19 protein-coding genes are annotated in these 24,110 nt (G+C 58.7%); 7 read left to right on the top strand and 12 right to left on the bottom strand.

Annotated elements, in window-relative coordinates:
* Positions 1-21: 21 nt before the first annotated feature.
* On the top strand, positions 22-1,002 hold the full coding sequence (locus ABC336_RS11870) for an NAD(P)H-quinone oxidoreductase (protein ID WP_413238845.1): 981 nt from the start codon (positions 22-24) through the stop codon (positions 1,000-1,002).
* A 263-nt stretch (positions 1,003-1,265) separates the two neighbouring features.
* On the opposite strand, the gene ABC336_RS11865 is transcribed toward ABC336_RS11870, so the two are convergent.
* The 6 genes from ABC336_RS11865 to ABC336_RS11840 form a co-directional block, all read right to left on the bottom strand.
* Entirely contained in the window at positions 1,266-2,249 is a 984-nt protein-coding gene (locus ABC336_RS11865; protein ID WP_413238844.1) for an aldo/keto reductase, read from the bottom strand.
* Between the two features lie 148 nt (positions 2,250-2,397).
* Positions 2,398-3,294 carry an aldo/keto reductase gene (locus ABC336_RS11860; RefSeq protein WP_413238843.1) on the bottom strand — a complete coding sequence of 299 codons (897 nt, stop codon included), beginning with the start codon at positions 3,292-3,294 and terminating at the stop codon, positions 2,398-2,400.
* 208 nt (positions 3,295-3,502) lie between these two features.
* Positions 3,503-4,147 carry a metallophosphoesterase gene (locus ABC336_RS11855; protein ID WP_413238842.1) on the bottom strand — a complete coding sequence of 215 codons (645 nt, stop codon included), beginning with the start codon at positions 4,145-4,147 and terminating at the stop codon, positions 3,503-3,505.
* A gap of 18 nt (positions 4,148-4,165) precedes the next feature.
* Positions 4,166-5,305 carry an ABC transporter ATP-binding protein gene (locus ABC336_RS11850; protein ID WP_413238841.1) on the bottom strand — a complete coding sequence of 380 codons (1,140 nt, stop codon included), beginning with the start codon at positions 5,303-5,305 and terminating at the stop codon, positions 4,166-4,168.
* A 72-nt stretch (positions 5,306-5,377) separates the two neighbouring features.
* Complete coding sequence (locus tag ABC336_RS11845) at positions 5,378-7,087, bottom strand: ABC transporter permease (protein WP_413238840.1); 1,710 nt, start codon at positions 7,085-7,087, stop codon at positions 5,378-5,380.
* Positions 7,088-7,100: 13 nt separating this feature from the next.
* Positions 7,101-8,201 carry an extracellular solute-binding protein gene (locus tag ABC336_RS11840; RefSeq protein ID WP_413238839.1) on the bottom strand — a complete coding sequence of 367 codons (1,101 nt, stop codon included), beginning with the start codon at positions 8,199-8,201 and terminating at the stop codon, positions 7,101-7,103.
* A 190-nt stretch (positions 8,202-8,391) separates the two neighbouring features.
* Between ABC336_RS11840 and ABC336_RS11835 the strand changes: the two genes are divergently transcribed.
* The gene (locus ABC336_RS11835; RefSeq protein ID WP_413238838.1) at positions 8,392-9,321 is read left to right on the top strand and encodes a LysR substrate-binding domain-containing protein; all 930 of its coding nucleotides are present in this window, start codon (positions 8,392-8,394) and stop codon (positions 9,319-9,321) included.
* A gap of 377 nt (positions 9,322-9,698) precedes the next feature.
* Positions 9,699-10,514, top strand: a complete 816-nt coding sequence (locus ABC336_RS11830; protein ID WP_413238837.1) for an undecaprenyl-diphosphate phosphatase — start codon at positions 9,699-9,701, stop codon at positions 10,512-10,514.
* Positions 10,515-10,592: 78 nt separating this feature from the next.
* Here ABC336_RS11830 and ABC336_RS11825 read toward each other — a convergent pair whose 3' ends face one another.
* The 4 genes from ABC336_RS11825 to ABC336_RS11810 form a co-directional block, all read right to left on the bottom strand.
* A complete protein-coding gene (locus ABC336_RS11825) occupies positions 10,593-11,447 on the bottom strand; it encodes a helix-turn-helix transcriptional regulator (protein WP_413238836.1) in 855 nt (284 codons plus the stop codon).
* Positions 11,448-11,506: 59 nt separating this feature from the next.
* The gene (locus ABC336_RS11820) at positions 11,507-12,379 is read right to left on the bottom strand and encodes a sugar phosphate isomerase/epimerase family protein (RefSeq protein WP_413238835.1); all 873 of its coding nucleotides are present in this window, start codon (positions 12,377-12,379) and stop codon (positions 11,507-11,509) included.
* Positions 12,380-12,394: 15 nt separating this feature from the next.
* Positions 12,395-13,468 (bottom strand): Gfo/Idh/MocA family protein, encoded by a 1,074-nt coding sequence (locus ABC336_RS11815; protein ID WP_413238834.1) that lies wholly within the window; start codon positions 13,466-13,468, stop codon positions 12,395-12,397.
* 105 nt (positions 13,469-13,573) lie between these two features.
* Positions 13,574-14,737, bottom strand: a complete 1,164-nt coding sequence (locus ABC336_RS11810; protein ID WP_413238833.1) for a Gfo/Idh/MocA family protein — start codon at positions 14,735-14,737, stop codon at positions 13,574-13,576.
* A gap of 287 nt (positions 14,738-15,024) precedes the next feature.
* On the opposite strand from ABC336_RS11810, the gene ABC336_RS11805 reads away from it, so the two are divergent.
* A complete protein-coding gene (locus ABC336_RS11805; protein ID WP_413238832.1) occupies positions 15,025-15,957 on the top strand; it encodes a DMT family transporter in 933 nt (310 codons plus the stop codon).
* A 103-nt stretch (positions 15,958-16,060) separates the two neighbouring features.
* Here the strand turns inward: ABC336_RS11805 and ABC336_RS11800 are convergent, their stop codons facing one another.
* Complete coding sequence (locus tag ABC336_RS11800; RefSeq protein WP_413238831.1) at positions 16,061-16,384, bottom strand: LytTR family transcriptional regulator DNA-binding domain-containing protein; 324 nt, start codon at positions 16,382-16,384, stop codon at positions 16,061-16,063.
* Positions 16,385-16,618: 234 nt separating this feature from the next.
* On the opposite strand from ABC336_RS11800, the gene ABC336_RS11795 reads away from it, so the two are divergent.
* The 3 genes from ABC336_RS11795 to ABC336_RS11785 all read left to right on the top strand — a co-directional run bounded on the left by ABC336_RS11795 (position 16,619) and on the right by ABC336_RS11785 (position 22,325).
* Positions 16,619-18,073: a PDZ domain-containing protein gene (locus tag ABC336_RS11795; protein ID WP_413238830.1), complete on the top strand. Its 1,455-nt coding sequence runs from the start codon at positions 16,619-16,621 to the stop codon at positions 18,071-18,073.
* Positions 18,074-18,226: 153 nt separating this feature from the next.
* Entirely contained in the window at positions 18,227-20,095 is a 1,869-nt protein-coding gene (locus ABC336_RS11790) for an LTA synthase family protein (protein ID WP_413238829.1), read from the top strand.
* A 418-nt stretch (positions 20,096-20,513) separates the two neighbouring features.
* The gene (locus ABC336_RS11785) at positions 20,514-22,325 is read left to right on the top strand and encodes an LTA synthase family protein (RefSeq protein ID WP_413242493.1); all 1,812 of its coding nucleotides are present in this window, start codon (positions 20,514-20,516) and stop codon (positions 22,323-22,325) included.
* A 114-nt stretch (positions 22,326-22,439) separates the two neighbouring features.
* Here ABC336_RS11785 and ABC336_RS11780 read toward each other — a convergent pair whose 3' ends face one another.
* Entirely contained in the window at positions 22,440-23,915 is a 1,476-nt protein-coding gene (locus tag ABC336_RS11780; RefSeq protein ID WP_413238828.1) for a VanW family protein, read from the bottom strand.
* Positions 23,916-24,110 lie beyond the last annotated feature (195 nt).

Below are 24,110 nucleotides of genomic sequence, written 5' to 3'. Positions count from 1 at the left end.
CTGAATGAAGGAGGCGCTGGCATGAAGGCGATCTGTGTGGATGAGAAGACGAAACAGCTCTATGTGGGAGAAGCGGCGGAGCCGCAGCTTCAGGAGAACGATCTGTTGGTCGAGGTGCGGGCGACGGCGCTGAATCGTGCGGATCTGCTGCAGAGACGGGGGTTGTACCCGCCGCCGCCGGGCGCTTCCGACATCCTCGGCCTGGAGATGTCGGGCGTAGTCTTGAAGGCCGGCGTAGGGGCCTCCGGTTGGCAGCCGGGAGACCGCGTCTGCGGTCTGCTGCCCGGCGGGGGCTACGCTTCCCGCGTCAGCCTGCCTGCCGGGATGGCGATGCGCATCCCGGATGAGCTGAGCTTCGAGGAGGCGGCGGCTATCCCGGAGGCCTTCCTGACAGCCTATCTCAACTTGATGGAGCTGGGCGGTCTGCGGGCGGGACAGACGGCGCTGATCCATGCCGGGGCCAGCGGCGTAGGAACGGCGGCCATCCAGTTGGTCCGTGAGGCCGGCGCACATGCCATCATCACCGCAGGCACGGCGGCCAAGCGGGAGGCCGCTCTATCGCTTGGCGCCCAGTTGGCGATCGATTACAAAGCAGGGCCGTTCGCGCCGATGGTGATGGAAGCGACCGGCGACCGCGGCGTGGAGGTCGTGCTGGATCCGGTAGGAGCCTCTTACTGGGACCAGCATCTGGAGGTGCTCGCCGTGGATGGCCGCCTGGTCCTGATCGGACTGATGGGCGGCAGCAAGCTGCGGGAGGTAGATCTGGGCAGACTGCTCAGCCGCCGCATCCAGGTGATCGGTTCGACGCTGCGTTCGCGCTCCCGGGAAGACAAGATCCGGCTCACCCGCGACTTCGCTGCCTTCGCGCTGCCGCGCTTCGCAGACGGGCGGCTGCGGCCGGTCATCGACACGGTGATGGACTGGTCGCAGGCGGGCGAAGCCCATGACCGGATGCAGGCCGATGCCAATATCGGCAAGATCGTGCTGCAGGTGCAGACTTAAGCATGCGCATGAAACAGCCGCTGCCGTCAGGGGGTTTTCCTCTGGCTGGCAGCGGCTTTGTTTGGTTTATTGGGTGCTAGTGCGAGCGTGCTGCCCGCCTTATCCGAGCCGGAATCGTGCAATCCAAGTAACAATCTGCCCCTGGATGGGCTCGCTGAGCCGGATTATTAACTATGCGCTTAGTGCATCACCCCTTCACGTCTCCCGGCCGCCGTGCCGCAGCTTAGCTCCAGCTTTTTTTCTCACGCCTGTTAGTTCCATAGTTACTCCTTAGGCTTCGGCAGCGCCATGCCACGCGAGCTGTTGTAGAGCAGGTACCACTCGATGCGGCTCAGCTCGATGCGGTCGGCGCCTTCGCAGGCGGCGATCCGCTGCGGGTTGGTCGTGCCGATGACGGGCTGGATGCCGGCGGGATGCCTCATCAGCCAGGCGAGCACGATGGCCTCGCGGGTCGTCCCTTTCTCTTCGGCGAACTGTCCGACGAGCTGGGCGGTCTGCTTGATGGCATCGCTCTGATCTTCCAGGTCGCGGCCGGAGAACCGGCCCTGCGCCAGCGGACCCCACGCCTGCAACTGGATGTTCTCGTGCTGACAGTACTCCATGGTCCCTTCAGGGAAGATATTGTCCTTGCCCTTGTCCTGATTGACATACACCTGCGTGTTGACGAAGCCGGTGCGGGCGAGGCTCATCTCCAACTGGTTGACGATGAAGGGCTCGTCCGCATACGTCTGAAGCAGCTTGATCTGACCCATGCTCATGTTGGAGACGCCAAAATGCCTCACTTTGCCTGATTCCTTCAACCGCCGCAACGCTCCCGCCACTTCCTCGGCATCCATCAGCGGATCCGGCCGGTGCAGCAGCAGGATATCCAGATACTCGATCCCCAGACGCTGCAGGCTGCCATCGACGCTGCTCAGGATATGATCGGCGGAGAAGTTAAAATGGTTGGGGATACCCGGCTCCTCCAGGACGATGCCGCATTTGGACTGCAGGATAATCTTCTCGCGCAGGCCCGGGTGGCGGCGCAGCGCTTCGCCGAAGACACGCTCCGACTTGCCGCGCGTATAGATGTCGGCCAGGTCGAACATGTTGATGCCGGCGGCCAGCGCGGCCTCCACGGCAGCTTGTCCTTGCGTGTAATGCTCCTCGGTCAGAGGGTCGCTGTTCCAGCCGCCTCCGAAGGGCATGCAGCCGAGCACAAGACGGCTGGCCTCAAGGCCGTGGCGGTTCAAAGGGATCGTAGTCATGTGGAGAATTCCATCCTCTCAATATGAATTTGGTGAGCGCTTTCAGCTCCAGCAACGAGTTGACCGCTGGGTGCCCGGAATATTGTCCGGCCAGCCGCAATGCGGCAAAAGAACAGGCTATCCCGTCCCTCTGCCGACAGGTTCCGGCTTATTGCAAGCCGATCCAATCCTCTTGGGCGACTTCCGCCCAGCGGGCTTTGATGGCATTGTACTGCGCTTCCGGCAGATAGCCGGCATCCAGCAGCCGGGCGTTCTCTATCCAGCGCTCCGGCCGCGCCGTACCGACGATCGCGGAGTGGACGCCGGGCACGGAGAGTGTGAAACGAAGCGCTGTACTTACCGCCTCCTGCATGTCGCCCTTCAAGAAATCATAATCCAGCCGTTGCAGCCGCTCCCAATAGTCCTGAACATAGCTGTCGTCAGGCTTGGTCTGGTGCTGCCAGACCGCATTGGCGATCGGCCGCTTGATCACGACGCCCATCCCCTGCTCGATGGCCTTGGGGATCGTCAACTCGGCGGCCTCCTGATCGGCGATGCTGAGCGAAGTTTCCAGGGAATCAAATTGCCCGGACTGCACCGCGTACAGAGCCGCCTGATGGTCGCCGCTGTAGCCGATATAGCGGGTCTTGCCCTCCTCCTTGGCCCGCTTCAGCACCTCGATGACATCCCCCTGCCGGAGGATCTCCTCGCTGCAGCTGTGCAGATGGATGACATCGACATAGTCGGTCTTCAGCCGCTGCAGGCTGCGGTCGATACTGAGCTGGAGCAGCTTGGGATCCCAGGCGGGAAAGTCCAGGCCGGAGGGATGTCCGCATTTGGTGAAAAGATAATAATCCTCGCGGCGGTGCGACACGGTCTTGCCGATCAGCTCTTCGCTGTCAGCATAGCACTCCGCCGTATCGATCAGGTTCAAGCCTGCGTCCAGCGCGCTGCCCAGCAGCCGGTCGACATCGGCCTCGGACGCCTTCTGGAAGCCGATCTCCGCCCCGCCGAATCCGAGGACGCTTACATTCATCTTCGTCTTGCCGTATGATCTCAGTTCCATCGTTACATCCACTCCTTCTTATAGTAAGTATACGAATGTTTACCCAACTAGGAAAGTAGTGAACAAGCAAAATAACCCCAGTAAGCAGGGGACTCGCTTCAAAGCAAAATCAAATCTGTTGCAGGGCCTGGATACGTTTAAATTTGGTCCGCTCCTACAGGCGCTCTGCCCCGATAATGGGCGGAGCGCCTGGGCGCTTCCAGCTTGCTTACTGCGCCTGATTGTGCATATCTGACATCCGATAGATCGCGAGCCGGCGGTTGAGGACGTCGCAGGCATAGACCAGTCGGCTCGTCAGATCGACCAGCGACAGCCGGAGCCGGTGTCCGGCGCCGGTGTCGATGCCAAGCTTGCCAGGGGCTTCCCAGATGCAGCCTGCGGTTGCGCCGAGCACGTGTGTCGCGGTATGACCGAAGACGATCGTTTTGTCAGATGCGGCAGGAGAGCGGTAGAAGACGTCGCGGATGCTCAGCAGGTCGGCAGGCTGCTGAACAGACAAAGGAAGGCCGGGGCGGAGTCCTGCATGGACGTAGATGTAACGCTCGTCCTCGTGCCAGAGCGGCAGTCCCCGGGTAAACCGGAGCAGGTCACCGCTCAGCCAGGGCAGAGCGGCCGGCTGCACCGCCTGACGCCGCAGCAGCTTGTCTTCATTGTTGCCCATCAGCGCGACGGCTCCGCCATCTACCAGAGAGCTTGCCAGCCGCAACGCGCCTTCAGAATCAGGGCCCTTGTTGACGTAATCGCCAAGCAGCAGCAGCCGGTCCTGCCCGGGGACATACTGGGCAGCTTCCAGAAGCTCGCGCAGGCAATCGGTATAGCCATGGATGTCGGATACGACTAAGGTTCGTTTCACGGGCATACACTCTTTCATTTAGGTTGTCGCAGGGTAGAGCAGGGCACGGTCAGCGGGAAATACGACATCGACGGTCTGACCGAGCTCTACCTTGACAGGGGTAGTCAGATGGATGCGCTGACCGTCGCCGATGTCGACCATAAGCCGCCAGTGATTGCCTTCATAGACGAGGTGGACCACCTTGCCCTGCAGCTCGTTATCGCCAGGTGCGGCTTCGCTATTACCAGCATTCCCGCTGACTGCTTGACGCAAACGCAGATTGTCCGGGTGCAGCAGCAGCAGCGCTTCGCGGCTCTCCGCCATGAAGTCGGCCGGCACGGCGGCCATCAGCCGTTGTCCGGCGGCGGAGACGACGGCACCGGCATCCGAACGCAGATAGCCGGGGGCGCTCTCAAGCTTCACCCGCAGTGGATTGTGGAAGCCCATCAGCTCTGCCACCCACTGCGATACCGGACGCTCGAAGATCCGCGCCGGCTCGTCGAGCTGCTCGATGCGGCCCTCGCGCATGACGAGGATGCGGTCAGCGAAGGCAAAGGCTTCGAGCGTATCATGCGTAACATACAGCGAAGCGATGCCCAGCGAACGGATCAGGTATGAGAGCTCATGCCGCATCTGCAACCGCAGCTTGGCATCGAGATTGGAGAGCGGCTCGTCGAGCAGCAGCAGCTTTGGCTCGGTTACGAGCGCTCTGGCGATGCCGACCCGCTGCTGCTGGCCGCCCGACAGTTGGGAGGGCAGACGGCCGGCGAGGCCTTGCAGCCGCAGCAGCTCCATGACACGTGCGACACGGCTTTGGCGTTCGTCGGCTTTTTGCTTTTGGCGCTTGAGCCCATATTCGATATTGGCGGTCACATTCATATGCGGCCAGAGCGCATAGTCCTGGAAGACCATGTTCAGCTGACGCTTCTCCGGCGGCACATCCTTGCCGGGAGCAGTCACCAGCCGGCCGTCCAGCAGGATCTCGCCGCCGTCGCAGCTCTGCAGGCCGCCGACGAGCTGGAGCAGCGTAGACTTGCCGCAGCCGGACGGGCCGAGGATGCTGATGACTTCGCCTTCTCTCATCTCCAGGGAGAGGTCGCTCAGCGCCCGGTGAGAGCCGTAAGCCTTGGTCAGGTGGCGAATCTCCAGCAGATTGGTGGAGGGTGCAGCAGGACTCATATCCATTACCTCACTTTAATAGTTGTTCAAAAGGCTGCTTTTGATCACGAAGTGAATCAGGATGCATTTGGCCTATTCTTGATTGTCTGCCGGCCTGGATAGCCAGCGTTTGCCGAGCCAGTTGCCGAGCAGCAGGATGATGACGACGATCGAGCCGCTGAATACGGTCGCTGCGGTAGCGTAGCCGTACTGGGAAAATTCAAACGCTTTGTCAATGACGAGCGGGACCAGCGTATAGTTGGGCGGCTTCAGGATCGAAGCGATCGCCAGATCATAGACACTGGTGCCAAAGGAAGCGAGTGTCGCCACCAGCAGTCCGCCGCGCACGAGCGGCAGCAGGATATCCTTCATCCGGCGCGCCGACCCGGCGCCCTGCATGGCGGCGGCGTTCAGCATGCTCGAAGGAATCTTGGCGAATGCGCCGATCTGCAGGCGCACGGCATACGGGATCGCTCCCGCGACTGCGGCCATGACGAGCAGCGTCGGCGTTCCGTACAGATGGAGTCCGATCATCTCCAGCCAGCGTTGATTCCAGACGAAGATATAGCCGATGCCGAGCACGACGCCAGGGATGGCCAGCGACAGCACGGTCGAGAGATGGATCAGCTGCTTGAACCGGAACCGGGTGAAGGTGACGACATAAGAGGTCAGGAACCCCAGCGCCATGCTGAGCACCGCAGCCAGAGCGGCGATCATGAAGGAATTGCGCATGCCGGTAAACAGCGGCAGGGTCCGGTGTGCGCCGGGCGGGACGTTGAACAGGCTAATATAATGGTCCAGCGTCAGATTGCTCCAGGTCAGCCCGCCGCCAAGCTGCTTCAGTACGGAGGTCGAGATGCTGGTGCCGACGGGGATTCCTACGGCGATGAGCAGCAGGAGAAGGACGCCGCCAGTCATCAGCCAGCTGTAGCGGCTCGGCCCCGGAGCCTGCACGACGGCTCTTGAGGTCAGGAAGTCGACGCGGGACTTGCGCAGGGCAATGAACAGGACGGCCATGGCCAGCGCCAGGATCGCGACCAGGTAGAGCGCCAGGACGCCGGCCATATCGAAACGAACGGGCGATTGATAGATGGCCGTGTAGATCGAGTAGGGCAGCGTCGGGAAGCGGTATACGGTGGCCAAGGCGGCAGGCAGCCCGAAGTCGCCGATCGTATCCATAAACACCAGCGTCCAACCGGCTGTAATCGCCGGCATGCTGAGCGGCAGATGCACGGTCCGCCACACCGTCAGCGGCCCGCCGCCGTTCAGCCTGGCGGCATCGCCGTAGTTGCTTACATTCCATTCCAGCGCCGCTGTCACCGCCAGATAGGCCAGCGGGAATTTGCACAGCGACATGACAAGGATCAGCCCAAAAGGCTGGAAGATCAACGCGGTCAGCCAGCTCCAGCCCAGCCATTGATTGGCCAAGCCGCCGGAGCCGGCGAACAGCACCCAGCCCTGGGCGATCATGAAGGAAGGGACGATCAGCAGTACCCATGCTGACAGGTCCAGCAGGCGCGAGGCCCGGAAGGACCAGTGGCTCCGCAGAATCGCCAAGAGTGCGCCCAGCAGGGTGCCGAGACAGGCGGTGCCCAGCCCCAAGGTCAGCGAGTTGATCAGCGATTGACGCCACAGCGGCCGGTCAAACAGTTCCAGCAGCAAGCCGAAGCCGGTATATTGCACCTCGCCGAAGAACAGTCCGGGCAGGAAGATGTTAGTTATGACTGCGAACAAAGGGTAGAGCATACAGAGGAAGAGCAGGAGGAGTACCGCTCCCCCTGCCCAAGAACCATGGGATCTCATCGCCTAGGCTCCTTTACTGCACATTCTGGTCGGCAAACCAGGTCTTGATCTCCGTCTCATGCTCGGCAGACCAGGTATCCGGAGGCAGGATGAAGGCGCCGTCCTGCTCCCGCTCGGGGCGGGATGTCGCTCCTTCGGCGAGTGGCGTGAAGAAGCTGTCGTTGGAAGGCAGAGAGCTGAGCATATTTTGCGTCTCGGGCTTCATCATGAACTCGACGAACGCTTGCGCAGCTTCGAGGTTGGCGGTTTCCTTGCTGATCGCGATGACCCGCAGCGAGCCAGGGGCGCCTTCTTTCGGCCAGACGACCTCGATCGGCGATCCGTCCAGCTTGAGCTGATAGGCGTTGTGCTCCTGCAGTGCCGCCGCCGCGATCTCGCCGCTGACGAGGGCATTGCCGACAGGCCCGTTCTTCGGATAGACGGAGAAGCCTTGCTTGAAGCGGTCGCTGTACACCTGCTTCGCCTGCTCCACGCCCCATTGGTAGAAGAAAGCGGAGACGAGCGGATAAGCAGGGGCGGCGACTGCGGGATCGGCGTGGCCGACGCGCTCCTCCATGGCGAAGAATTGTTCCCATGTTCCTGGCGCCTGCTCAGGCCCGATCAGGTCCGTGTTGTAAGCGATCAGGGCCGAGGCGTGGATACCGACGGGATAATAAGCGAGGTCTTCCGGCAGCAGTTCTTTGCCGTATTCGCTCAGCAGCTCGATGCCATGGGCTTCCCAGCCGGTATGAAGGAAGTCGCGCTCAGCCAGACCGCGAATCGAGCCGTGTCCGTCCATCATCACCACATCCCACTGGGGATTGCCGCGCTCGGCTTCGATCTTGGCTAGTGCTTCGCCGCCGCCGTAATGTACCGCTTCGATGGCATAGCCGGTCGCTTCTTCGAATTTGGGGGCGATGAAGTCGACGAAATCATTGCCATACAGGACAAGCGGCGACTGCTGCGCTGCCGGGGCAGAGACCTGCTCGGCCCCGGCAGGGGCTGGGCTGCCTGCAGCTGCTCCGGTATCGTTAACCTGTCCGGACGGCGAGCCGCCGCCGCATCCGGCCAGGACAAGCGACAGCATCAGCGCTGGAGCGATGCCTTTTCGCCACGGTTGGATTCTTCTCATCATTGATCGAACCTCCATTATCGGTTGAGCCGATGCATACGCGCACCGCACTTCTTGTCTTCTACTCTATCAAGGAAACGTACGAGCAAGATTAAGGGTTTGTCAAACCTTAATAAAATCTTATCTATGTTATCTATCCAATTATCAGTAGAATCTATATTAGCACCGACTGAGCGAAGGGAGCGCGCAAGCCATGAATCTGCAGCAGCTCAAAGTATTCGTCCTGACCGTCAAGCTGAAAAGCCTGTCTTTGGTGGCCGCGGAGCTGCAGATCAAGCAGCCGACGGTCACCTTCCATCTGAATAAATTGCAGGAATACTGCGGCGTACCGTTGTTCATCACCCAGTCCTATCATGTGCTGCAGTTGACTGAGGAAGGACGGGCGCTGTATCGCTATGCCCAGCAGGTGACGGCACTCACCGACGATATGCATGCCATGATGGAGGGCTACCGGCAGCAGCCGGGCGGCGTCATCGCCATCGGCTCGACGCACACGCCGGCCACGTATCTGCTGCCGCCGCTGCTCAAAGCTTACAAAAAGGACCATCCCGCCGTCCGGATCGCCCTGGAGGTCAAGACGGCCCCCGTCCTGCTCGATAAGATCCGTCACTACGAACTCGATTGCGGGCTGGTCTCTTTCGACAAGCTGGAGGACAGCGAACTGGAGGTGACGGCTTCGCTGCAGGATGATCTGATCCTGGTCTGTCCGCCGGGCCACCCGCTCTTGGCAGAAGACGAACTGACGCCGGAGCGGATCGCTGCCTACCCGTTCGTCTCGCACGAGACCGAATCTGTGAGCCGGCGTCTGATCGAGGGCTGGGCGGCGCAGCATGGCGTGAAGCTCAGCCTGGCGATGGAGGTGTCGTCCACGGAGACGATGAAGGAGATGATCCGCAGCGGCCTGGGGGTCGGCATCCTCTCCGAGCTCAGCGTACAGCGCGACATCGGGCAAGGGCGCCTGGTTGGCCGTTCGCTGCCGGGGGCATCATTCGGCCGCCGGATTTTCCTGGTGCACCACAAAAAAAAGCTGCTGAGCCCGGCGATGCACCGGTTTTTGTCGATGCTTCGAAGCGATGCCTTTGGCGTACATTCGCCCGACCTAGTGTCCCAGGGGCGAAGCTAACGGCTAGCGGGGAGGCGCTTGAATCTGGTATACTCTTAAAATATTACATAAACCAACTAATAGATAAGACCAGAAATAAACGAATGATGAGGAGTGGAGAGGAGAGGGAGGCTGAAGAAAAGCATATGCTTTCGAAGTCGCTTTCTTGCAGAAAGCGTTTAAGCGCTCGCCTAAAAGCTTTTCGCAGAAAAGCTAGCATCGGAAGCCTACGCTGTCCCAAGATTTCTACCGCTTACGCGGTTAAATAATCAAGAAATCTTGGGACAACAGCGATCGTAAGTCCCCTCTCCTCGCAGCGACTATAGTAAGGTTATTTCAGGTTTGATCTGCTAGATTCAGAGCCGAAGGGCGCAAGCTGAGGAGGGAAACGGAAGGAAATGAACGATCTTTGGTTATGGTTTGAATATGCATTCCTTGGTTTGCTGCAAGGACTGACGGAACCGATCCCGATCTCATCGAGCGGTCATCTCATTATAGCTCAGGCGTTATTGGGCTTGGAGATTCACGGTTTGAGCTTCGAGGTTTTGGTCAATTTCGCATCGCTGCTGGCGGTTCTTCTGATCTACCGCAAGGACCTGATCCGGCTGGCTTCCGGGAGCTTGTCCTATATCCGTCATCGGGATGAGGCTTCGCGAGCCGACTTCCGCTTCGTTGTCTATCTCATCATCGCGACGATCCCTGCCGGTCTGGCCGGCGTTTTCTTGAATGATGTATTCTCCAGCCTGAAAGGTCTGCTGACGGTAGGGGTTACCTTGCTCGTCACGGGCCTGGCCTTATGGCTGATCCGCAACATGCGGGGACACAAGAAGGATGCACAGCTGAAAATCAAGGACGCTCTGATTATCGGCTTGGCGCAGGCGGTAGCGCTTATTCCCGGTATCAGCCGTTCGGGGGCGACCATCGTTGCGGCGATGGGGGTCGGACTCAATCGCACGACCGCCTTGCGCTTCTCCTTCCTGATGTACATCCCGGTCAGTGTGGGCGGGATGGTGTTGGAGGGCCGGGACATGATCCGTGATCCGCAGCTGGCAAGTCTGGCGGTACCCTACACCCTGGCATTCATCTGTGCGCTCATTGCTTCGTATTTCTCCCTGCAGTGGTTTATGGGCATCATGGAGCGCGGCAATCTCAAGTATTTCTCCTGGTACGCTTTTGCGGTAGGGGCGATCATCGTCCTGAGCTATCTGCTGTAAGGATGCCAAATGATGCAAAAAGAGCGTCTTCGCCTGCAGTTTGTCTGCAGGGAAGGCGCTCTGTTGCTATCTGGATGGCTATAACGTGGTCTCTTCGCGGATGCGGCGGCGGTACGTCTCGGGGGTCATCCCGACCTGCTGCTTGAAGAGCCGGCTGAAGTGGGCCAGATGCTTGAAGCCAACCTGGAAGCCGGCTTCGGTTACCGAGAGGCCGGTGTCGAGCAGGAAGAGCACGCGGGCCTGATTGATCCTCCGCTGGTAGATGAATTCGAAGATCGTGACACCTGTCACTTCCTTGAAGATCTTAGCCAGATAGGAGCGGGTCAGGTGCAGCTTCTCCTCCAGCAGCTCCATCGTGATCCCTTCGGGATAATGCTGCTCGATAAAGGAGATGATCGCCTGCACATGCTTCTCCTTGTCGGAGGAGTAATCGCGGGGCCGGTGCATCGGCTGCATGCAGCGCTCGTGGATGAAATAGAGCAGGTCGATGAACGCCAGCTGCATCCTGCAGTCGCCGGTCGCATCCTGGCGCTGCTGCAGCTCATGCATGCGCAGCAGGAGGCGCTCGGCTTCTTCCTTGTGCTCGCCGCGCAGGCAGATCCGGTGGTTCTTGAACTCCTGGAAGGGCTGCAGTACATTAAGCGCCCCCGGCAAGTCCAGAAAAGGCTGCACCAGAGACGGCTCGAAATGGACGATGGAGCGAATATACGGATAGGCGTTGTCCACCTTGGCGCTGTGCAGGGTCATCCCGTACATGAGGATCAGGTCGCCTGGAGCCAGATTGTAGATCTTGTCCCCAATTAGGTAGTTGACTTTGCCCTCATGAAAATAGTACACCTCGTAATAAGAATGGGAATGCATCCTAGGTTCCAGTCTGCTGCTGCTTTTGTACCCGAAGGACATGATCCCCCTGAGGTCCTTGGCTGTCGTCATCGTCTGCCACTCCCATCCTTATCCGTATTTATTGCCGTCGTCGCGCTAACATGCAGCAGCTATGCGCGAGCGGTCTCCCCGAGCAGGGCATTCAGGTATTGCACGGTCTCCCTCAGCATCTGCTCAGTCTCGTATTGCCGGCTGAAATCCTCAATTCCGAGATAGCCGTCATAGCCTACAGAGCGCAGATCGGCAATCAGTTGTCCCCACGGCACGATGCCGTCGCGGACGCCTGTCCAGCGCGCCGACCAAGCCTGCTCGCCCAGCTCGCCTGCCGGCTCGCCCTCAGCAAACCAGCCGGCGTTCTTGACATGGACATGAGCCAGGTAAGGACCGAGCAGCTCCAGCCCCATTCTGTAATTCTCGAAGCCCTCATGCACCAGATTGCCCGGATCGTAAAGGACGCCGACATGATCCGGGTCCAGTCCGTCAACCAGGCGGTACGCAGCCGAGGCGCTCGGCGCGATCGTCACATGATGCGTCTCGATCAGGCCTTTGACGCCGTATTGCCGGCACAGCGGCTCGGCTGCCTTCAGATAGCTGCGCGCCTCTTCGAACAGTGCCGGGAAGGGCCGGGTCCGGTTGTAGGACGGGACGCCCAGCCGGATATAGGATGCGCCGAGCTCGCGGGCGGCAGAGAGCACCTGCTCGGTGCCCGCGAGATCGCCGGCTGCGAGATACGGCGTGACGCTGAGCGTAGGAACGCCCGCGGCCTCGGAGGCCTGCTTGAATCGGGCGATTTGCTCGTCACCGCCGGCAGGGGAGAGGGTGCACAGATTATTGCCCCAGAAGGACGGCTCTTCCTTGGCCACCTCGGGAGGGGTATCCTTATAACGCCACTCGATGCCGTGAATTCCCAGCTCGCGGGCTTTGGCGGCCAGCATTTCCGGTGTAAGGTCCGGAGTCGCTACAGTGAAGGTGGACAGTTTCATCTGTTTACACTCCTTTTATTCGATCCGCAGAGCTTGCGCCTGCGCCTTGAGGCACAGTTCCGCAGCCTTGAAGGCATGCTGTTGGGTCATGGCGTTCTCGGTACCGTTCAGGCAGTCCAGGATGAGCTGGCCAAAGTAAGGATAGCCGACTTTGCCGCCAAGCTCCATATGCTGCTCGCCATCGTCGTTGACCAGATACAGATGATTGCCGGAGCCGGAGCGGGCGATATCGACATATTTGCGCAGCTCGATATAGCCTTTGGTGCCGAGAATCGTCGTCCGGCCATCGCCCCAGGTCGACAAGCCGCTTGGTGTCAGCCAGTCGACACGGAAGTAGCCGGTAGCGCCATTGTCCGCACGCAGGGTAGCGTCGCCGTAATCCTCCAGCTCGGGGTAATCCTTGCTATTATAGTTGGCTACCTTGCTGTGGAGAACCTCCCCGTCCTGAGCGCCCGTATAATAAAGGAACTGCTCGATCTGGTGGCTGCCGATGTCGCATAGGATGCCGCCGTATTTCTCTTTCTGGAAGAACCATTCGGGACGGCTCGGCGCATTGAGCCGATGCGGCCCCAGGCCGATCACTTGGACGACTCTGCCGATCGCTCCCGCCTTGATGAGCTCGCCGGCGAAGATGGCGCTCTCCACATGAAGACGTTCGCTGTAATATACGGCATACTTCTTGCCGGTCGCCTCAGCCGCCTTGCGGGCGTCATCCAGCTGATCCAGCGTCGTAAAAGGCGCTTTGTCGACGAAGTAATGCTTGCCGCTGTTCATGACTTCGACGCCGAACGGACCACGCTCGGAAGGGATGGCAGCAGATGCGACCAATTGCACCTCATTATCCTGAAGGATCTGCTCCTCGGATTCGGCAACGCGGGCGCCGGGATATCTGGCTGCGAACTGCGCGGCCTTCTCGGCATCCCGGTCATAGACCCACTTGAGGGTAGCGCCGGCTTCGACGAGTCCATTGGCCATGCCGTTGATATGACCGTGATCGAGCCGCGCGGCGGCAAAGATAAATTCGCCTGCTGCCACGACCGGCTGCGGTTTGCCTTGGGGGGCGTAGTTCATTCCGTCTTGTTTGCTCATTGCAAAAGTGCCTCCTAGATTGGAATTATCGTCGTGCGTTGACCTTGCTGGATGCTGAAAACCGATCTTGCCGAACCTCACCCTTGCAGCACTGCTAGCGTCACGTCAGTGCGTGCCCGAAACGTCGAGCGTCTCATACGCATCCGCTTGCTTGCTGCTCTTCGAGCGCTCGATCTGCTCCTGCAGCTTGGTATGGAACAGCTCTTCATCGATCGGCAGATCCACCCAATTGTCGGTCCAGGTGGAGAGAAGCATCGCGTTGGAGAGCATCAGTCCTTTGATGCCTTCCTCGCCTGGCGCCAGCAGGGGCGAGCCGGTCCGGATCGCTTGGACCCAGTCTGCAGTGATCCCCAGATGCTGATTGCCGCTGCCCTTGACCGGGATGTCGATCGCCCAGCATTCGGGCTGGCCGAAGCCGCCTTTGAAATCGCGGTTGAACTCGGACTCCAGCACACGGGTGCGCCAGAACCGGATCTTGCCGTCCTCGATAACGATCTTGCCGCGGTCGCCGGAGATCTCGAAACGGTTGGTGCCGGGCGCCTCGAAGGTAGAAGTGACAAAGACGCCGGTAGCGCCGTTCTCGTACTCTGCATAGGCGGTGACATCGTTCTCGACTTCAATATCGCGGTGCTTGCCAAAGGCGCAAAACGCACGGATCCGAGTCGGCATCAGGCCGGTTGTCCACTGCCACAGATCGAGCTGATGGGGGTCTTGGTTGATGAGGACGCCACCGCCCTCGCCGGCCCAGGTGGCCCGCCAGCCGCCGGAGTTATAATAGCTCTGGGAGCGGTACCAATCGGTAATAATCCAGTTCGTCCGCCGCACCTCGCCCAGCTCTCCCGAGGAGATCAGATCCTTGAGCTTGGCGTAAAGCGGGTTGGTGCGCTGGTTATACATGATGCCGTAGAGCTTGCCGCTGCGGGCAGCCGCTTCGTTCATCAGCCGGACTTGCTTCGTGTAGACACCGGCCGGTTTCTCGACGAGCACGTGCAGACCGTGTTCGAATGCGGAGATCGCCTGCTCGGGATGCTCATAATGCGGGGTGCAGATGAGGACGCCGTCCACTGCTCCGGATTTGAACATCTCTTCGGCGGTGAGGAAGCGCTTTACCTCTTCGCCCCACTCTTCCTTTGCAAGATCGAGCCGTGATTGTCTGATGTCGGAAACTGCAGCCAATTTGGCTCCTTTTACTTCACCTGCAATCAAATACTTGGCATGGCTGGTGCCCATGTTGCCCAGCCCGACGATACCGATTCTGACTGTTTCCAATTGCGCACTTCCTTTCTTTATTATAAAACATCATCTTCAATTATTCATCACGCCCCGGGCGTGACTGAACCTGCTCTTATTGTAGCATGTGAGAACGCTTCAAACTTCACTATCCGTTATCAATCCAGGCTAGTGATTTGACTGTGAGTGTACTACCGTCGCAGGCGAAAAAAAGGGAGGGGGCTGTAATAGAGGTTTGACTGCAGGCGGGGACGTGATATGATACTATCACCTGGGCCGGGCAGCCGGCGAGAGAGAGAATTTGGATGATGGAGTGTAGCGACACAATGGACAGAAAATGGTTGTTTTATTGCGGTTTGATTATGGTGGCTGCCGTCTGGGGCGCCAACTTTGGCTTGTCCAGACTGGCGATGGATCAGCTCGATCCGATATTGTTCACCTTTTTACGGTTTGGCTCGGCCGTCCCCTTCTTCTTCCTGATCCTGAAGCTGCGCGAGGGCAGCATCGGCATCCCTTGGCGCGTGGCGTGGCAGCTGATGGCGATCGGGCTGTTCGGGATTACGCTGTTGGAAATTATGGTGATGTATTCGATCAAATATACGACGCTGGCCAACGCCTCGCTGCTGAACGTCGCGCCGTGGCCGATCTTCGCCGCCCTGCTTGCTCCGCTCTTCACTCGAGAGGTCATCACGGGGCGCCTGCTGGCAGGAGGAGGCGCAGCCATCATCGGTGTCTGTTTCGTGATCCTGGGAGGAGGCGACAGCTTTGCGCTAGGAGGCGGACATATGCTGGGCAATGCGCTGGCGCTGGGGGTGAGCTTGCTCGGCGCTTTGTTCAATCTGGCCTGCATGCCGCTCATGCGCCGTTACTCGGCGCTCAGGATCAGCAGCTGGACGATCTTCTTCGGCAGCTTGTTCATGCTGCCGCTGACCAGAGGCGCGTGGTCGCAAGTGGAGTGGGCAGCCTTGACGCCGACGCATTACGGCATCCTGCTCTATAATGTATTTGCCTGCACCGTGATCGGCTTCGTCGTATGGAACGCTTGTATGTATCGTGTAGGCGCAACAAGGGCCAACTTCTTCCGTTATGTCGTGCCTGCTGCTGCTGTGGCGGCCGGTTACCTGATGTTCGAGGAGCGGCTGACCTGGCTGCAGCTGGCAGGCGCCGCATGTATGGCAGCAGGTCTGGTCTGGATCAGCGCCGAGCGGCGGCAGGCGGCAGCGCTCCCTGCCGGGGCCGGGGCAGAGCAAGCCGGATAGCCGGGTGTCGGCCTGCCTTCAGGAGAAGAGGCAGGAACGCCCGGCTATCCGATAGCGCGCGAGAGGGCTCAGGCCGCTGGACGGCGGTTCCTGGCCTGAAAAATCAAGGACGCATATGTTCGCGAACAATCTGCTGCTGGCGCCTTGACACCTGCAGCGTCTTGGCGTCCTTTGCGCCAAAATAAAGCTGATCGTCTTCGATCGAACTGATCTTGCCGGTATTGACATAGCAATCGGATTTCAGACGGACAAAGCTCGCGTGAGAGGTTAGTCGCTTCACTTCTTCGGCAGACATTCTTTTTTTAATGTTGTAGTTCTGACCGTGGAAGCTTACCTGTCCGTGAGAGCCGATCTTGAAAAACAAGATATCCTTCTCGACCTCGAAGTCCTCATACAAATTGCGGGATTGCATTGCTAAACCTGCCATTCCAATTCCCCCCTTAAGAGATTTGTGCAGCCGATTTATTGATAGCGCTTACATTATAACATGTTTTTGAAGGGATTTAAAGGGGGTAAGCAATAAAAAAAACACCGGCATGTCTTTACGGTGAATCGCCACTCCTCGGGTTCGCTATACGGGAGCGGCAAATGGTATGATAAAAGCAGTCTGAATCCGGCTATTGCGTCCATAGCCGAGTACAGGAGGGAGGTGGGCGGCAAAATGACCTATTGGCAGCGTCTGTACCTGGTCGGCATGGTGCTGGCCATCATGCTCTGCGTCGCCGGTGAATTGATCTGGATCCTCGATCCTGTACATATCGGAAAGTCTTATTACTGGATTGACTTGCTCAACGGCATCGTCTACCTGCTCGCTGTCGTGCCGCTAGTCTGGCTGGCGGCTGCGGTCGGCGGGATCGTGCAAGCGCGCAGGGAGGCCGTGCAGTCGGCTATCGAGGGGCGTGCATCAGCGGTCCGCAGAAGAGGCTACAGCTTGGGGCTGTATCTCGATGTGCTCCGCCGGGCGCTGCTCCTGCTGGCCTCTGGACTGGCGGCGCTGTTCATCAGCTGGATGGCGGCGACAGGCGAGATGATGCTGATGCTGATGGTGGCTACGGCGATCCTGCTTCTCCTCTCCTGGCTGATCGCCTTGTGGGATCTGCTGGTGCTGGAGCGCCGCCGCCGCAATGGACGATTCCCCAGCCGTTCTGTCCTGGCGTTTATTGTATCGGTGGCGCTCTTATTTGCTTTGTTCTATCCGACGCCTTATATGGTTACTTATCCCGGTCTCTCGGTCAATATGCACCGTTATGCAGTGGCCGAGGAAGCAGATAGACACGGGGTTCACGGACAGATCATGGGCGTGCTGGTATTCGACCGGCCGGCTTTTCCCATCGACTGGCTCTATGCCGAATTGTTCCCGAACTACAGCTTCCGGCCGATCCGCAAGCTCGGCATGTCGATCGGCTCTTATGAGAACCTTGTTCATAGTCTGAAGATGGAGGCCAACGATCTCGGCAGTGCTGTCGGCTTCAAGCTGGCTGGTGTCGGTGACGGCGCGGTCGCATACGGCGCCCTCGTGCAGAGTGTACAGATCGGAGGTCCTGCATACGGTGAATTGCGTCCCGGCGATATCATCATCCGGATCAACACGCATGCCGTATCTTCCTCGCTGACGCTGACCAATGTGATGCGGCTGATCGAGCCAGGAGACCCGGTTGAGGTGACACTGCTGCGCAATAACGAGCCGATCACCGTACGTCTGAACACGGTCGTCCATCCGGATGATGAGAATCGGCCGGCAGTCGGCATCCAGGTCGATGACGCGCTGATGCTTGATCTGCCGATGCAGGTCAGCTTCCGTTCGTATTTTGCCCATGAAGGGGGACCGTCGCACGGCGCGGCGCTGGCATTGACGCTGATCGATCAGCTGACTCCGGGCGGAGTTACCTTCGGCAACCGGGTGGCCGTCACCGGCACGATCAATGCCAACGGCACGGTAGGCAAGATCGGCGGCATCCGGCAGAAGGCCTACACGGTCTACCGCAATGGAGCGGACGTCTTCTTCGTCCCGTACGGCCAGGCGCAGGAGGCCAGGTTGGGCGCCCCCGAGCTCAATATCGTGCCGGTACAGACGCTGAGGGATATTCTGGACTGGCTCAAGGCGAACCCCAAATAACGGAAGTTCCCGACAGCGATCGGAAGAACGATCCGTTACCTTGAGGCTTTATGTTGAGAGCAGTCTGAAGTCTGCAATCGGTCCAATGGCTAGCCGCCCCCGATATGGCCATACTAACAGGAGCATATCGGTAGAGCGGGGGCATTTTGACAAATGACAGGGAAGAGTGTCCGGGGAGAGGCGGCAGCCTGGCTCCCTTTGGGGTTCATGTCGGTCATCCTGATGGCCAAAAGCTTGGTGGCTTGGCAAATTTTATTCGATATGGGTGGAAGCATCCGGCCCTGGCTGACGGATCTGGTCACGATCGCGCTGCTGCTGGCCGTCATCGAGCTGGCTGCCGTCCGCGGCAAGCTTGTGCTCTATCTGGCCGTGGACCTGGTTCTGACGACGGTTTATTTTGCTTCTATTATGTACTATCACTATTATGGTGTAGTCGTGACTCATCACGCGCTGGGCCAGATCAATCAGATCACGGCGGTGCAGGACAGCGTGTTCTCGCTCTTGCACCCGGAATATCTGCTGCTGTATGCGGATCTGCCGGTCCTTGCGACGCTGCTGTTCATCGATCGCCGCGGCCGGCGATGGCTGTCCCGATCGAGGCGCAGGCTGCCTGTGCTGTCCGCTGCAGCAGCCGCAGCCGTCCTCTCAGCTGTCTGCGCAGCTCATATCGGCGCTCACCGCAGCAGCATCAATGAGCTGGTTCAGGCCAGCGGCATGGGACTGCTCAATTATGAAGTGTACCGGATCGCGCTTGAAAGGCCGGAGCCGCTCATCCCTGCCGAACAGATCACTCCGGCAGCTATTGCCGCCCAGAAGGGATTGGCCGGCGAACCGGCCCTATACCGGCGCGGTCAGGCGCGGGGGAAAAATATCATCCTCATCCAGCTGGAAGCCTTTCAAAACTTTCTTCTGCACCTGAAGGTAGATGGCAAGGCGGTCACGCCTGTTATGAATGCGCTGGCTGAAAAGTATGCCTATTTCCCGAACTTCTATCAGCAGGTGGGGCAGGGGAATACGTCTGACGCGGAGTTTGTAGTGAATACTTCCTATTATATTCCCTCAGCAGGCGCAGCATCCCAAATCTACGGCGGCAAGCAGCTGCCTGGACTGCCGCGGCTGCTCCGGGAAGCCGGCTATTACAGCGCTACGTTCCATGCCAACGATGTCGCTTTTTGGAGCAGGGATCGTCTCTATAGCGCTTTGGGCTTCGACGCTTATTATGACAAAAGCTTCTTCGGAGAAGCGGACAAGGTTGCATTCGGCGCCTCTGACGAGGTGCTCTACAGGCGCATCGCGCCCGAGCTGTCCAGCTGGCAGCAGGCAGGTCTGCCTTTCTACGCCCACATCATCACGATGTCGGCGCATCATCCGTTCCGTCTGCCTGAGGATAAGCGGCTGCTGTCCATGCCAGCTGAGCTGGATGGGACGCTTCTGGGCGACTACTTGACGGCACAGCATTATGCCGACCGGGCGCTGGGACAGTTCATCGAGGAGCTGCAGCGCAGCGGCATCTGGGAAGACAGCGTGGTTGCGGTCTACGGGGATCATCTTGGACTGCCGATGTATGCGCTGGCCGATACGGACAAGCGGCAGCTGGAGCAGCTTACCGGGCACCCGTATTCATATCCGGATATGCTGAATATCCCGCTCGTCATCTCGGTTCCCGGCCAGACGGGACCGCAGCGGCTGGAGCAGGCGGGTGGCCAGGTTGATCTGCTGCCGACGCTGGCCCATCTGCTGGCGCTTGATTCGGGGCGAGAGGTATGGTTTGGCCAGGATTTGCTTGAGGCAGATGACAATGTCCTGCCGCAGCGCTACTATCTGCCGACAGGATCGCTGGTCACGGACGGGGCGGTCTTCATCCCGGGTAGAGGTTATGATGACGGCGTGACGCTGCCCATCCGTCAGGTGCCCGGCGCTGCTTCGCAACCACGGGCATATGTGACGGAAGCCGATTACTACAAAGCGCTGCGGCTGTTGCATTTATCTGACAGCTACGTCCGGCAGCTGCCGGAACTTTGAGGGAGGATACAAGGAGCCAGAGCTCGCAGAATCGCGCATTCGTGAGTGCGGCTTTTCTTTTGCATGTTTTTTGGAAGCTGGCGGACAGATAAAGGCAGTCATGACAGTACCTGACTTTTGACTTTATCCAGACGGCGTAGCATAATATGCTTTACTGCTTTATGATTGAGTTTCTGTAAACAGGGTATATGATAACTAAAGATGTTAAGTGGGGCCACAGTTTAGGCGTTTTTGAAACTATTATGAAAGCTGAATCGTTATATTATCATTGCGTAAACGGGCGGATACCGAATTCGTCCTGTTTGGTCCGCAGTCCGGTTGCCGGACAGGGATTTTTTTGAAAAGGAAGGCGGGGAATCATTTGTTTAGGTTTCTGGAAGCCGTGCGGGCAAGACCGTTCGTCTTTTTTTCGATCATTATGCTGCTTAAGAGTTGTCTGGCCTATTTTGTCATCTTTGACAACGGCATTTCTATTACGCCGCTGTTGACCGAGATCCCATTTGTGTGGGCGCTGTTCTGTCTCATCGAGTGGTTTGCCACCAAGCGCAAGCTGCTTTATTATCTGCTGGTCAATCTGCTGCTGACAGCGATCTTTTTTGCAGCTATCATGTACTACAAGTATTACGGCGTCATCGTCACTTACCACGCTCTGGACCAGGTCAATCAGGTGACTGCGGTCAAGAACAGCGTATGGTCTTTGATGCATCCTTACTACCTGTTGATTTTCATCGATATCATCGTCTTCAGCATCATGATGTTCCGCAAGCGCCAGCCGAGGGACGACCATCCATACAAGCCGAGAAAAGCGCTCGTCATGAGCCTGTTCGCTTTGTCGGTCATCCTCTGCTTCGTCAATATTATGCCTAACCGGGCCAGTATGAACGAGATCAAGAAAGCGGAGGATATGGGCATCCTCAATTACGAGGCCTATACGATCTTTGCCAAGGAAGAGAAGGAGCTTGTCGACCCTGAAGAGATCACCAGAGCCAAGATTGAGGGTCTGAAACAGACGAGCGCCCTGGAGGAAGCCAATTATACAGCTGCCGCTCAAGGCAAGAATCTGATTATCATCCAGATGGAATCGTTCCAGACCTTCCTGATCAATCTGGAGCTTGACGGGCAGGAGATTACGCCCCATATGAACCGGCTGATGAATGAGCATTTTTATTTCCCGAACTTCTACCAGCAGGTAGGGCAAGGCAACACGTCCGATGCGGAGTTCGTCGTCAACACGTCGTTTTATATCCCGCCGCGCGGCGCCGCTTCCGGCGTCTATGCGGGCAAGCAGCTGCCGAGCTTGCCCAAGCTGCTGAAGGAGCATGGCTATCAGAGCGCGACCTTCCATACCAATGTCGTGGAGTTCTGGAACCGCGGCGAGCTGTATGAGGCGATCGGTTTTGATCGCTACTATGATGAAGCCTTCTTCGGCAAAGAAGATACGATCTTCTTCGGCGCCTCGGACGAGGTGCTCTACGACAAGTCTGCAGACGAAATCATCCGGATGCACCGCTCTGGCGAACCGTTCTATGCCCAGGTCATCTCGATGACGGCGCATCATCCGTTCACGATTCCACAGGAGAAGCATCGGATGACGCTGCCGGAGCGGTATGAAAAAACATTCGTCGGCGACTATATTCTCTCGCAGAACTATGCTGACCATGCGCTCGGAGAGTTTATCGACGATCTGAAAGAAAGCGGCGTCTGGGAGGACAGTCTGGTCATCATCTACGGAGATCACCTGGGGCTGCCGATCTATTCGCTGACCCGTACCGACAAAGAGCTGATGGAAGAAATCTACGGTCGGGAATACAGTTATACCGATATGATCAACATACCGCTGGCTATCGTCTCGGACGATTTCACTTACCCGGCCGTGTTCGAACAGATCGGCGGACAGGTCGATATCCTGCCGACCGTGGCCAATCTGTTGGGCGTGCCGCTCGGGGACCGCATCTACTTTGGCCAGGATATCGTCAATCAGACGTATAACCTGCTGCCCCAGCGGTATTATCTGCCGTCGGGTTCGCTGCTGAGCGACGACGCGCTGCTCATCCCGGGCACGGGTTACGAGGACGGCACGGAATACCCGCTGGCCGGGGATGGCGGCAACGGCACCAGCATCACCGAAGACGAGTATAACCGGGCGTTAGAGCTGCTGAACCTCTCCGACAGTTACGTCACCCAACTGCCGGACCGGGAACCGTCAGAGGACGCTGCATTATTGGATTAAATAAGGCCAAAAGGCCGGGATGAGGCAGTAATCTGCCCAATCCCGGCCTTTACCTTCGTTTTTTGGAAATTATGCTGCCCCGCCTGCATTTGCTGGTTCATCTCATCCTCGGAGTTATGGCGCCAGCCGCAGGCCGTCTTCGAGCAGTGTCTCTTGCTCGGACTTCAGTGTCTCCTGGTCCCCCTCCGCTTCGTCCGCGGCGATGCCGATGAGCCGGGGAGTCGGTTTGTACGTATCGCGGGAGATCCGCTCGCGCGATATCTCCTTGCCGTCCTGGAGCTTCGTCCGGTACGTCTCGACGACATAGCCGGGCTTGCCCTCATTGAGCTGCACCGGTCGGCCCGGTGCTGCCTTGACGCTTGCCACTTCAACGACAGGAGGATCGATCGTCTGCACGATACGCGAATGGATCTCGTATTGGGTGCCTGTGGGCAGTGTGCCGAACAGCTTGACGGTCAGCTTGCGATCCTTGGTCTCGGTGCGGATCACCAGATGCTTGCCGGTCGTATTGCGGAACCGGAAGTTGATCGCCCCCTCGGCAAAGGTAGCATCCTGTCCGAGAGGCATGTACGAGACCGGCAGCGAGTGGTTGCGGCGTTCCACGATCGCAAGTCCCGCCATCAGGGCGGCCTGGTAAAGCGTGCTCGACACTTGGCAGATGCCGCCGCCGACGCCCGGCACGAATTCGCCGTTCAGGATGACCGGAGCTTCGCGGAAGCCGTACTGCTGTTCCGCAGCAGCGATCACCTGACCATAGTCGAAGATCTCGCCTGGCGCGAGCTCCCAGTTCTGGAGCGTACGGGCGGTCGCCTCGACATTGAAGGCTCGTCCTGCCGGACTGGCGCTATAGTCCGTCGTATGCGAGGAGATCCTGCGCTCGACGCCTTGCGCCCGGAGCTTCTCAAGTGTTAGCTCGGGCTGCAGCACGGTGATGGGCAGCTTCAACGTATACGGCTTCCCGACCTCGCTGTGCGGGGCCGCTTCTTCTCCTTGCGAGCGTGCTGCAGCATACTTGCGCCACCATGACGCCGCTTCGGTACGCATCTGCCCGGACAGGGCATTCATGTCGATGCGGTAGGCGTCCCGATGTCCGCGGTAGACGACCTTGTCGTCCGTCGTGATCCGCCGCTGGGCATCGGCGGTCTCGCTCAGATCCAGCCAACCCCACTGGCTGCGGATCCGTTCCTCGAACAGCTGGCGGTTCCAGGCCAGCCGGATCCGATGCTGGCGGGGAAAGCTCAGTCGATAGCGAGCACGCTCCAGCAGACTGCCCTCCCGCAGCTCCAGCAGTGCCCGCTGAAGCGGCTCGCGCTCGACCTTGAACCCAAGCTCGCGGAGCGACCAGGATTGCCCGGCATCCTTCGTCAGATTGGCCTGGATCATCACTTCCTGCTCCTCGAATCGGGACCATACGTCCTCCAGTTCCTGCTGTGCTCTCTCGATGGTCAGACCGCCGATCGGCCTGCCGTCGACAACTGTTCCGTCGGGTACCGTGTCTTGTCCAGCATAGACGTTCAACAGCCCCCATGAGGTGGAAGCAAGCAGCAGGATTGCGCTGATGACGATGGCGGCCAGATGGATTTTTTTCATCGCTTAGACATCACCTCGCCTCGTTTCTTACTTCATAGGTATGCAACAGACAGCTGCAATATTAAATCCGGCTTCGATGATTGTCCCCCTCTAATTCGGAATGAGAATTATTAAAATCCTGTCGATTGGACCGAGATTGGAAGGAATTGCGTACTTCTTGTCGAATGTCTAGTAGTTGACTCTCTACAGGATGTG

The sequence above is a fragment of the Paenibacillus jepli genome (genome assembly GCF_047238105.1).
Lineage (GTDB): Bacteria > Bacillota > Bacilli > Paenibacillales > Paenibacillaceae > Paenibacillus_D.
The sequence above is the reverse complement of the archived record's forward strand: the minus strand, read 5'-3'. Positions and strand labels throughout refer to the sequence as shown.